This is a genomic window from Bartonella phoceensis (assembly GCF_902825145.1).
Classification (GTDB): domain Bacteria; phylum Pseudomonadota; class Alphaproteobacteria; order Rhizobiales; family Rhizobiaceae; genus Bartonella; species Bartonella phoceensis.
The window spans coordinates 73,752-85,530 of sequence record NZ_CADEAD010000002.1 but is presented as its reverse complement, the minus strand read 5'-3'; the positions used below and the strand labels follow the sequence as shown (position 1 = coordinate 85,530).

General features: G+C 42.4%; 9 protein-coding genes. 6 read left to right on the top strand and 3 right to left on the bottom strand.

What is annotated here, in order from left to right; genetic code table 11:
- Positions 1–870 precede the first annotated feature (870 nt).
- Positions 871–1,560, bottom strand: a complete 690-nt coding sequence (locus tag J7R07_RS02585; protein ID WP_208435384.1) for a YggS family pyridoxal phosphate-dependent enzyme — start codon at positions 1,558–1,560, stop codon at positions 871–873.
- 166 nt (positions 1,561–1,726) lie between these two features.
- On the opposite strand from J7R07_RS02585, the gene leuS reads away from it, so the two are divergent.
- Both leuS and lptE read left to right on the top strand, forming a co-directional pair.
- Positions 1,727–4,369 carry a leucine--tRNA ligase gene (gene leuS, locus J7R07_RS02580; protein ID WP_208435383.1) on the top strand — a complete coding sequence of 881 codons (2,643 nt, stop codon included), beginning with the start codon at positions 1,727–1,729 and terminating at the stop codon, positions 4,367–4,369.
- Complete coding sequence (gene lptE, locus J7R07_RS02575) at positions 4,356–4,934, top strand: LPS assembly lipoprotein LptE (RefSeq protein ID WP_208435382.1); 579 nt, start codon at positions 4,356–4,358, stop codon at positions 4,932–4,934. Before leuS ends, lptE begins: the two co-directional genes overlap by 14 nt.
- Here the strand turns inward: lptE and fsa are convergent.
- Together fsa and J7R07_RS02565 are read right to left on the bottom strand one after the other, a co-directional pair.
- Positions 4,931–5,584, bottom strand: coding sequence for a fructose-6-phosphate aldolase (gene fsa / locus J7R07_RS02570; RefSeq protein ID WP_208435381.1), 654 nt, complete (start codon positions 5,582–5,584; stop codon positions 4,931–4,933). The two genes, lptE and fsa, sit on opposite strands and share 4 nt — an antisense overlap.
- Positions 5,581–5,808 carry a hypothetical protein gene (locus tag J7R07_RS02565; protein ID WP_208435380.1) on the bottom strand — a complete coding sequence of 76 codons (228 nt, stop codon included), beginning with the start codon at positions 5,806–5,808 and terminating at the stop codon, positions 5,581–5,583. Before J7R07_RS02565 ends, fsa begins: the two co-directional genes overlap by 4 nt.
- Before the next feature lie 272 nt (positions 5,809–6,080).
- Here J7R07_RS02565 and J7R07_RS02560 point away from each other — a divergent pair, with 272 nt between their 5' ends.
- From J7R07_RS02560 to J7R07_RS02545, 4 genes are all read left to right on the top strand, one after another.
- Complete coding sequence (locus tag J7R07_RS02560; RefSeq protein ID WP_208435636.1) at positions 6,081–8,303, top strand: primosomal protein N'; 2,223 nt, start codon at positions 6,081–6,083, stop codon at positions 8,301–8,303.
- A gap of 415 nt (positions 8,304–8,718) precedes the next feature.
- A complete protein-coding gene (atpH, locus tag J7R07_RS02555) occupies positions 8,719–9,303 on the top strand; it encodes an ATP synthase F1 subunit delta (RefSeq protein WP_208435379.1) in 585 nt (194 codons plus the stop codon).
- Positions 9,303–10,838: a F0F1 ATP synthase subunit alpha gene (gene atpA / locus J7R07_RS02550; RefSeq protein ID WP_208435378.1), complete on the top strand. Its 1,536-nt coding sequence runs from the start codon at positions 9,303–9,305 to the stop codon at positions 10,836–10,838. The genes atpH and atpA overlap by 1 nt, the downstream gene beginning before the upstream one ends.
- 20 nt (positions 10,839–10,858) lie before the next feature.
- On the top strand, positions 10,859–11,770 hold the full coding sequence (locus J7R07_RS02545) for a F0F1 ATP synthase subunit gamma (protein WP_208435377.1): 912 nt from the start codon (positions 10,859–10,861) through the stop codon (positions 11,768–11,770).
- Positions 11,771–11,779: the final 9 nt, after the last annotated feature.

Here is an 11,779-nt window from a genome sequence, read left to right as displayed (position 1 = left end):
TGCTTTTGTCTGAATTCTTGGTTTCAAGCATTCTGTAGCTATGTGATAAACAAAATCACTACGGTGATATCATTTGCATAAACAGGTGTTGAATCATGTATCGTATAAATTACGCTTAAACCAAGATTATTTATAGAACTCTTCCCTTTGTCTCCATTAAAAAATTGTATCAATATACTGATTTAAATTTTCTGTCATACATTTTAGAGAAATGTAAAATATAATTTTTAAAATTAACAATAAAAATACTATATAAATAATAAAAATATTATTCTAATACGAGTTATTAAGCACTACTTTTTTAACAAAAAAATAAAAGCAAATGAGTCATTCATCCAAATAAGTAGTATTTTTTTCTATATTTATAAAAACTACCAAGCAATATATTCATACCGTTATTGAATGTAGTTTCATTGCTGTTGTTTGAGGTTTGTTTTATAAATCCTTTTATTTTTTAGGTGATTATTGAGCACGGCTTACCCTTTCAGAGTGCAGAAAGCTTTTATATTATTGGTTTCTCGCGATTGCTATCTATGTAATTTTGCACGGTTCTTAGAACTTTCTTAGGCACTTTAGGAGGTATTTAGCCAGTCGGCTTATACGAGGTTGAGGCGTTGTCTTTATATCCATGTTTTAAGTTTTTGTTTGTGGTGCGTTATTGACAAGAGGGGGAATTATTCCTACGTCTCGAAGAGGTTGATACAATTCATGTGTTTTTAATGAGAAACATCGCGATAACCGTGCTGAATATTCTTTTGCGATTATTGATTTCACAGTACTTTTTTCCATGAGTGGGCAATTTATTTTGTTGTTCTTATCATTTTGCCTTTATAAGTGGGTTTTTTTTGAGGCAATTTGGTGAAAATAGCTTTAAACAGGGTGCTCTCCAAATAAAGCCGAACCAATGCGAAGAACGTTAGAGCCAAATTGAAGAGCTATCTTAAAATCATTGGACATGCCCATGGAAAGCTTCGGCAGATCTGCTTGTTTTGCTAGCTTTGCTAGCAGGGCGAAATAAGGGCCTGGATTTTCCTCTACAGGCGGGATGGCCATAAGGCCGATGATATCAAGGCCATAGTGGTTTTTACATTGGGCAACAAAAGGCGCCACTTCTTGTGGTACTATACCGCTTTTTTGCGGTTCTAAGCCAATATTAACTTGAACATAGCAGGGGAGATGTCTGTTTTGTTTTTGCATTTCCTCTGCCAAGCTTTTGGCTATTTTTTCGCGATCAACGGTTTGAATGACATCAAAAATTTTGACAGCTTGTGCTGTTTTATTCGATTGTAAGGGACCGATGAGGTGAAGTTCAATATTTTTAAACTGTTGACGCAGATCGGTCCATTTTGCAGTAGCTTCTTGCACGCGGTTTTCTGCAAAGAAAGTTTGACCTGCTTGTAAAAGGGGAAGTATATTTTCTACGGGAACAGTTTTTGAAACAGCGATAAGTTGAACTTCCTCTCTGAGGCGGTGATAGTCTTTACATGTTTCTGCAATATCTTTTTGGAGATCTTTCCATGTTTCAACGGAGGAGCGATGTGGGGGAATCTGTGTATTCATTTTTTCTTGCTTTCTGTTTTTTTTGCTGGTTGCGGTATTGTTTGGAGGCGCTTTGAAAAAACTTTGTAAAATATTACTGAAAATATTGACGATGGAGTTAATCCATGGTCAAGCATAAAACAAGTTTTTGGTTCAAGTTTATTAAAGAATAAAGAGTATAAAGGGAATGACAATTGAACATTATAATTTAGGCGAACGCTATAATCCACGTGCCTGCGAAAAAAAATGGCAAGCAGTTTGGGATGAAAAGAAAATTTTTTATACCAAGGAGGAAGATTGCCGTGAAAAATGTTATGTCTTAGAGATGTTCCCTTACCCATCAGGGCGCATTCACATGGGGCATGTGCGCAATTATGCTATGGGGGATGTTGTCGCACGCTATAAACGTGCAAAAGGTTTTAATGTGCTTCATCCTATGGGGTGGGATGCTTTTGGTATGCCGGCTGAAAATGCTGCTATGCAGAATAAAGTGCATCCCAAAACGTGGACTTATCAGAATATTGCCGTGATGCGTGGGCAATTAAAGCAGTTGGGGTTTTCCTTGGATTGGTCGCGTGAATTTGCAACGTGTGATGTGGATTATTACCACCGCCAACAAATGTTATTCCTTGATCTTTATCACAAGGGGTTGGTGGTGCGCAAAGTGGCTAAGGTGAATTGGGACCCCGTTGACCATACTGTTTTGGCCAATGAGCAGGTTGTTGATGGGCGGGGTTGGCGTTCTGGCGCACTGGTTGAACAACGTGAATTAACGCAGTGGTTTTTCAAAATTAGTAGCTTTAGTGAAGATTTACTGGAAGGGCTTGAAGATCTTGAACAGTGGCCTGAAAAAGTGCGTACTATGCAAAAAAACTGGATTGGTAAGTCACAAGGTCTCTTGATTCGCTGGGCTTTGAAGCCGACAGAGAAGACTGATGAGGTTTGTACATCCTTTCATGAGATTATTTGTTATTCAACGCGGCCTGATACGCTGTTTGGTGCTTCCTTTTTGGCTCTGTCTGTTGATCATCCCATTGCGCAAGCTTTTGCACAAAAAGATAAAGCACTGGAGGCTTTTATCGAAAGTTGTCGGAGTGGTGGAACAACAACGGTGGCTCTTGAAACTGCTGAAAAACAAGGTTTTCGCATACCACTTTTGGCTGTTCATCCCTTTGATCCAACGATTCATATTCCCGTTTATATCGCCAATTTTGTGCTTATGGACTATGGAACGGGGGCTATTTTTGGTTGTCCTGCCCATGATCAAAGGGATTTCGATTTTGCCCGTAAATATGGTCTTCCTATGCAGCCGGTGGTGTTGCCTTCAGGGGTGGAGAAAGAAGATTTTATCATTACTGAAACGCCTTATGTTGGTGATGGTGTGATGATCAATTCCAGCTTTTTGGATGGTTTGACACCCCAACAGGCTTTTGAAGAAGCAGCCAAAAGGCTTGAGGGGCAAATGCTTAATGGACAGCCACAGGGGAAAAAAACAGTACAATTTCGTCTGCGTGATTGGGGCATTTCGCGTCAACGTTATTGGGGATGCCCGATCCCAATGATCCATTGTACATCTTGTGGGGTGGTGCCTGTTCCGCGTGCGGATTTACCCGTTGTGTTGCCTGATGATGTGACTTTTGATCAGCCGGGGAACCCACTTGTGCGTCATGAAACATGGCAAACTGTTGCTTGTCCTGTTTGTGGAAAGGCTGCTAAACGCGAAACCGATACCATGGATACATTTGTGGATTCTTCTTGGTATTATGCACGTTTTACTGCACCTTTTGCACAAGAACCTGTCGACAAACAAGCGACAACAGAATGGTTGCCTGTGCAACAATATATTGGTGGAATTGAACATGCCATTTTACACCTGCTTTATGCGCGCTTTTTTATGCGTGCCATGAAATTGTTGGGTTCTGTGGCTGTGGATGAGCCTTTTAAGGGGCTTTTTACCCAAGGCATGGTGGTTCATGAAACCTATCGCGATGATCAAGGATGGGTTGCACCAGAAGAAATTTCTATTGTTGAAAAGGATGGAAAGCGGCGCGCTTATAAATTAGCTGATCAAAGCGAAGTGACGATTGGTTTGATTGAAAAAATGTCTAAATCAAAAAGGAATGTCGTTGATCCTGATGATATTATTGCATCCTATGGAGCCGATACTGTACGCTGGTTTGTGCTGTCTGATTCTCCTCCTGAACGGGATGTTATCTGGACAGAATCGGGGGTTGAAGGAGCGCATCGTTTTGTGCAACGCGTTTGGCGCCATGTGGCTTTGAGTGCTCCGATGTTAAGGGAAGTGGAGCCCCATACTGGGCGTCAGGGGGCGGCTTTGAAGCTTTCAAAGGTGGCGCACCGTACACTCTATTCCGTGGGGGATGATTTGGAAAAATTTGCTTTTAATCGGGCAATCGCACGTCTTTATGAATTCTTGAATATTATGGCGCCTTTTCTCAATAAGGTGGGAGATATGGAGGATGAAATGAAGGCGGCTTTGCGCCAAGCAGTGGATTTTTTCCTTGCATTGATTTCACCTATCATGCCTCATTTAGCTGAAGAATGCCATGCTGCTCTAGGAGAGAAAACTTTAATGTCTGAGCTTCCTTGGCCCGTTTATGACCCTACATTAATCGTTGAGGATTGCTATAGTTTGCCGATACAGATTAATGGTAAAAAACGTGGTGAGGTGACTGTGGCAGCAACGGCTACTCCAGAAATAATTGAAGCAGCTGTTCTGGCTCTTGATTTTGTAAAGGCGCATGTGGGTAAAAAACCTGTTAAAAAAATGATTATTGTTCCAAAAAGGATTGTCAATGTCGTGCTTTAAAAATTTTCTTTTTGTGACTTTTACTGTTTTGTTAACACTTTTGTGTGGATGCAAAATTGAACCACTTTATCATGAGATGTCAGAGGTTACGACAATAGATTCTGTTTCTTATCGTCACTCCTCAGAACCAAAATCCTTGAGACTTTCTGAAAAACTCGCAAGTATTATTATTGCAGAACCTTCAGATCGTTTTGGACAAATGGTGCGGAATCACCTGTTGTTTCTTCTTTATGAAAATGGCAGCCAACCCAATGATCCAGCTTATCAACTAACATTGCAAACATCCCTGTTTATAAGAAATTCTGTACAGATAGAGGTTGATCTCGATAGAAAAAGAGAAGGACGCCCTTCCGTTGGAACTGTAGTGGGGAAAGTTTCCTATACCTTGCAAGATATGAAAAATACTCCTGTTGGCAGTGGTATGGGAACCGTGAGCGCATCTTTTGAACGGCTTCGCCAAGAATATGCAACCATGCAAGCAGAAGAAGATGCGAAAAAACGGGTAGCTGAAGAGTTGGCGGAGCAGATTTTACTGTTGCTTTCAAGAGATTTGGCAAAAGGTTAAGCGATACTTTGCCCGGTTTTTTGCCAATCCTCGAGGAAGATTTGTAATCCTTTATCGGTTAAAGGATGTTTTACTAATGCTTTTAAGATTGCTGGTGGGACAGTTGCAACATCTGCACCGCTTAGTGCTGCTTCTTTAACATGATTAACAGTGCGGATTGAAGCTGCCAAAATTTGCGTTTCAAAGCTGTAGTTGTCATAAATTGTACGAATTTCATGAAGCAGTTCATGGCCTTCATTTCCGCAATCATCAATTCTGCCAACAAACGGTGAAACAAATGTTGCACCTGCTTTGGCAGCTAATAGGGCTTGATTAGCAGAAAAACAAAGTGTGAGATTGGTTTTTAAGCCTTGTGCTGTTAGTGCTTTACAGGCTTTCAATCCATCAAATGTTAAAGGAAGTTTGATACAAATGTTGTCAGCAATTTTTGCAAAAACAGCTGCTTCCCTCATCATGTCTTCAAATTCTGTTGCTGCAACTTCGGCAGAAACAGGACCATTGACAAGGCTACAGATTTCTTTTGTGACTTCAAAAATATTCCGTCCTGATTTTAAGATAAGCGAGGGATTGGTGGTGACACCATCAACGAGGCTTAAATTTTGTAATTCTCGGATCTCTTCAATATGAGCACTATCCACAAAAAATTTCATATCCAATCTCCTTGGTTTTTAGTTCTTTCCTTTAAAGCCTTTGATGATTCACCCTGTTTTTTGTTATGCGCTATTGTTTGTGGTAAAAGCAAGAGGAAGGATTTTACTCTTATATGATAAGCCACGACATAAATTTGGAAAGAGAGCAAAATCTCAGAGGGAATTGTTTGTCCTATGAGCATTTGAGGTCTTCTTATTTGATATTGATACTGATTAAACTTCATTTTTTATGAAGGATGGGATGTGTTTTTTGTTTATTTTCAATGATGTGGGGTTATGAAATCGCTTATGTTGTGTATGCTTCTTTTTATGGGTTTCTATCCACTATGGGGGAGATTGGGTTCTTTTTTGTGGTTTAGTGATGGTTGGTGTATGGATAAGGTGTTGTTGGAGGGTTGAAATGCTAAGCCCCGTAAGGGGTTTTTCACCAACGGATATCAAAAAAGAAACTAGATGCTCTTTGTCTAAGAGGTGCGTATAAAATTTGAGACAAAAGATGAAGTCAAAGGTAACAGAAAGCGTGCAGGAGAGAAAGATTGTTTCGGTCTTGGTTCCTCTTCCTGTTGCGCATGCTTATAGTTATGAGGTTCCCTCTTTTATGAAAGCTGAAATTGGCTCTTTTGTTCGTGTTCCGGTAATGGGGCGCCAAGTTTGTGGTATTGTGGTGGATATTGGAGAGCAAGCGGTAAAAGAAGGGCAAAGTGCTGCATCGGTGGTAGGTAAAAAATTACGCTCTCTCCTCCATGTTTTTGATTGTCCACCATTAAAAGAGGAAATGATCACATTTTTGCGTTTTGTGAGCCGATATACAATGACCCCTCTCGGGCTTGTTGCACGATTGGTTTTATGTGTGCCGGCTGCTTTAGAACCAGAGACGCCAATGCCTGGTTTGCGGTATTGTGGGGGAGACATAGAGCGTTTAACACCAGCACGCTCACGGATTTTGAAGTTGGCACGCGATGGTGGGATTTGGACACGTTCTGGCCTTGCTCATGCGGCGGGAACTTCTGTTTCTGTTGTTGAAGGGTTAAAATCGCTTGGGGTTTTTGAAGAGGTTATGGTGCCCCCACCAGCGCTTGTAGGGATGCCTAATCCTGACTTTTGCCCCACTGTTCTTGAGGGAGCACAGAGTAAAGCAGCAAGGCTTTTGCGGGAAGGTGTGTTGTCTTCTCAGTTTCACGTTTTTCTGCTTGATGGTGTGACAGGATCAGGGAAAACAGAGGTGTATTTTGAAGCGGTTGCCCAAGCGCTTACAGGGGGCAAGCAGGTTTTGATTTTGTTGCCTGAAATTGCTTTAACACAACAATTCTTAGATCGTTTTCATGCACGTTTTGGAGCAGCTGCCGCTGAATGGCATTCTGATTTGGCACCACGTCGTCGAGAACGTGTATGGCGACAGGTTGCCGAAGGTCGGGTACGGGTTGTGGCTGGAGCGCGTTCGGCACTTTTTCTCCCCTTTCATGATCTTGGGTTGATTGTTGTTGATGAAGAACATGATGGTGCCTATAAACAGGAAGAGCGTATTTTTTATCATGCGCGTGATATGGCGGTTGCACGGGGTTCGTTCGAGCGTTTTCCTGTTATTTTATCTTCAGCAACACCGTCGATTGAAAGCCAGGCAAATGTTTTGTGGGGACGTTATCAACGGGTTAATTTGCCGTCGCGCTTTAAAGCAGCTGCGCTTCCACAACTACGGGTGGTTGATATGCGTAAAGGAGGTGTGCAAAAGGGGCGTTTTATTTCCTCTGCTCTTGAAGAGGCTTTGCTAAAAACCATCGAAAAAGGTGAACAGGCACTGCTTTTTCTCAATCGACGCGGTTATGCACCTTTAACTTTATGCCGTGTTTGTGGACATCGATTTCATTGCAGAGATTGTTCAAGTTGGCTGGTAGAGCATCGTTTACAAGGGCAACTTAAATGCCATCATTGCGGTTATCATCAGCCAATTCCTGAAGCGTGTCCTCACTGCGGGATTTTAGACCATCTCGTGGCTTGTGGACCTGGTGTGGAAAGAATTGCTGAAGAGACACGGGGACTTTTTCCACAGGCGCGTTTGCTGATTCTCTCAACCGACCTTCAAGGGGGGATTGGGCAATTGCGGCGCGAATTGGAAACAATTGCAAAGGGCGAAGTTGACATTATTATTGGAACACAGTTGGTCGCGAAGGGACACCATTTCCCTGGGTTATCGTTGGTAGGGGTTATTGATGCTGATCTTGGTCTTGCCAATGGCGATTTACGTGCGAGTGAGCGCACCTTTCAGCTCTTGTCTCAGGTGACCGGGAGAGCAGGGCGTATGGGATTGAAAAGTCTAGGATTGTTGCAAACATACCAACCGGATCATCCTGTGATACAAGCCTTGCTTTCACGACAACGTGAGGATTTTTACACGCATGAAATTGCCATGCGTCAGCATTATCATCTTCCTCCTTATGGACGACTCGCCTCTTTGATTGTGTCTTCAGAAAAACGTCAGGCGGCAGAACATTATGCACGGGTATTGCGCCAAGTTTCTCCTGGTGAGAGAAACATCTCATTGATGGGGCCTGCAGAAGCTCCATTGGCTCTTATTCGAGGGCGTTATCGTTTTCGGCTCTTGCTACAGGGGCAGCGTTCTTTTGATATACAAGGGTTTATACGTGCGATGCTGGCAAATGCTCCCAAAATGCCTTCTTCAGTTCGGGTTCAGATTGATATTGATCCGCAAAGTTTTCTTTAGAAAACAAAGCAATATAGTGCAATATCATGGAGAGATTTTTTTATCGGTAGCGGTAGCGCCCTTTTTTGTGAGAGAATGTTAGGAAAAATATCTCGTTTAAATAGTGAAGGACACTGTTTTGCTTCTGATTTTAGACCGTGTATGGGGCAAAAAAGATCCTTGAAAAATCTCGTAGGAGATACCAAAAACAGCGTATAAAAACTATGATGCTCATTGTATATTTGAAAAAATTCTTTTCACAAAAAAATTTTTAGAAAGCATCGATTTGGAGTGTTGCGAGTCTTTTATGTCTATGCTAGAAACCGAAATGTTTTTTGTTGTGGGTTTTAAGAAGATTCTTAAAATCTTAAAGTGTTTGTTTCATTATCATCTGATAACTATCAGAGAGTCGCTCAAGGGAAAGAGGCGGTATTTCGTGTCGGATTCATTTTCTCTTATACCGCTGCCATTAGTAGATCAACGCTATGCGCAAGCACTTTTTGATTTCGTGCAAGAAGCAGGAATCGTTGAAAAAGTTGAAAAGGCAGTGGCATCTTTTTTGCTTATCTTGGACCAAAATGAAGACTTAAAACGCTTTATAGAAAGTCCATTCTTTTCAGTAAAAGAGCAAGTTGAAGTGATGCATTCTGTTTGTACAAGCATCAAATTTGCTGATGAGCGTGCTGGTAAGATTGTCGGTAGTTTTCTGCGCGTTATCGCTACAAACCGTCGACTTTGTGCTTTATATGGTATTTTACACGCTTTTCAACGTCATGTCGCTCTCTCTCGTAAAGAAGTTTCCGCGCAGGTCATTTCTGCGTATCCCCTGAATTCTCAACAAGAAAAAGAGCTGCGTAGAGCTTTGGAAGGTGTCGTGGGGGGAAAAGTTTTACTACACATTCTTGTTGATCCAACTGTTCTTGGTGGGTTGATCATTCGTGTGGGGTCGTCTCAGATTGATACGTCTCTTGTAACAAAATTGTCTTCGCTTAAGCTTGCATTGAAAAAAGAGGTCAGCTGATGGATATTAGACCATCTGAAATTTCAAAAATTCTAAAAGAGCAAATCAGGAACTTTGACCAAAAGGCTGAAGTTTCAGAAATTGGTTGGGTTCTCTCTGTGGGTGATGGTATCGCCCGTGTGTATGGTTTGGATAATGTCCAAGCAGGTGAAATGGTTTCCTTTTCAAATGGCGTACGCGGTATGGCTTTGAATCTGGAAATTGATAATGTCGGGGTCGTGATCTTCGGATCGGATCGTGATATTCGTGAAGGTGATTGTGTTAAGCGGTTAGGCACAATTGTGGATGTTCCCGTGGGACCGGCTCTGCTTGGGCGTGTTGTCGATGCACTCGGAAATCCTATAGATGGTAAAGGACCTCTTAAGACAACAGAGCGTCGTCGTGTTGATGTGAAGGCGCCAGGGATTATTCCACGTCAATCTGTGCATGAGCCTATGTCAACCGGATTGAAAGCTATTGATGCACTCATTCCCATTGGACGTGGACAGCGTGAATTGGTGATCGGTGACCGTCAAACGGGGAAAACAGCAGTTTTACTCGATACGTTTTTAAACCAGAAGCCGTTCCACGAAAAAGGTGCAGAGCACGAACAGGATAAAGTATATTGTATTTATGTTGCTATTGGTCAAAAACGCTCAACGGTTGCACAATTCGTTAAAGTGTTGGAAGAACGGGGAGCCCTTGAATATTCTATTATTGTTGCGGCGACCGCTTCTGATCCTGCTCCACTGCAATTTATTGCGCCTCTTGCAGGTTGTGCAATGGGTGAATATTTCCGTGACAATGGTCAACATGCTTTGATCGGTTATGATGATCTTTCCAAACAGGCTGTTGCTTATCGCCAAATGTCTCTTTTGCTTCGCCGTCCCCCTGGGCGTGAAGCTTATCCCGGTGATGTGTTCTACCTTCATTCGCGCCTTTTAGAGCGGGCTGCAAAGCTGAATGCTGAAAATGGTTCCGGGTCTCTGACAGCTTTGCCGGTCATTGAAACACAGGCGAATGACGTTTCTGCTTATATTCCTACAAATGTGATTTCGATCACTGATGGGCAAATTTTTCTAGAAACCAATTTGTTTTATCAGGGAATTCGTCCTGCTGTGAATGTGGGTCTTTCTGTGTCGCGTGTTGGTTCTGCTGCGCAAATCAAAGCAATGAAGCAAGTTGCTGGTTCGATCAAAGGGGAATTGGCACAATATCGTGAAATGGCTGCTTTCGCACAATTTGGTTCTGATTTGGATGTTTCAACACAGCGTCTTTTAAACCGTGGTGCACGTTTGACTGAGCTTTTAAAGCAGCCGCAATTTTCTCCCCTGAAAACAGAAGAACAGGTGGCTGTCATTTTTGCTGGGGTGAATGGTTTTCTTGATCCTTTGGCTATTGCTGATGTTGCTCGGTTCGAACAGGGGCTTTTAACTCTTTTACGCAATGATCACCAGAATCTTTTGCAAGCAATTGCTGACCAGAAACAATTAACCGATGAACTTAAGGATCAGTTGTTGACTGTTCTGAAGTCTTACGCGAAGAATTTTTCGTGATAAATTGATGGAATGCTTAAATGGCGTCGTTGAAGGATCTTAGAGACCGTATCGCTTCGGTGAAGGCAACACAGAAGATTACCAAAGCCATGCAAATGGTTGCGGCAGCGAGGTTGCACCGTGCACAAGAGGCAGCGCAGTCTGCACGCCCGTATGCGCAGCGGATGGCTGCTATTTTAACCAATGTTGCTGCCGATGTTGATGGCATTGATGCTCCGCCTCTTATGCGGGGAACCGGTCGGGATGATGTGCATCTTTTGGTGGTGTGTACTGCTGAACGTGGTTTGTGTGGTGCTTTTAATGTGCAGATTGCACGCCGTGCACGCGAACAGATTAAGGCACTGCTTGCCGTTGGTAAAATCGTTAAAATTTTAACCGTGGGTAAAAAGGGTGCAGATATTTTATCGCGTGATTATAAAGCTTTAATGATTGATCACATTGATTTGCATTCTGTCAAGCGTGTTGGTTTTGCCGAGGCAGCCATGATTAGCCAACGGGTTGTTGATTTGTTCAATGAGGGCGCTTTTGATGTGTGTACGCTGTTTTATTCTGAATTTGTTTCAGTGATTAATCAGCGCCCAACAGCTTTTGGTTTGATCCCAATGGTTTCTACAAAAGGAGCTGTTGAGACAAGAGAAGGCGTTAAAAAGGCAGAGCAAAACCAAGATCTACAAGCGATGGTTTATGAGTATGAGCCCGATGCTGCTTCTCTTTTGGAGGCGCTTGTGCCGCGCAATCTTTCAGTGCAAATCTTTAGAGCTTTGCTTGAGAATGTTGCTGGTGAAATGGGTGCGAAAATGACAGCTATGGACAATGCATCGCGTAATGCGGGTGAAATGATTAATAAATTGATGGTGGCTTATAATCGTCAGCGTCAGACACAGATCACTACGGAATTGATCGAAATTATTGCGGGCGCTGAAGCGCTTTAAATTGAAAAG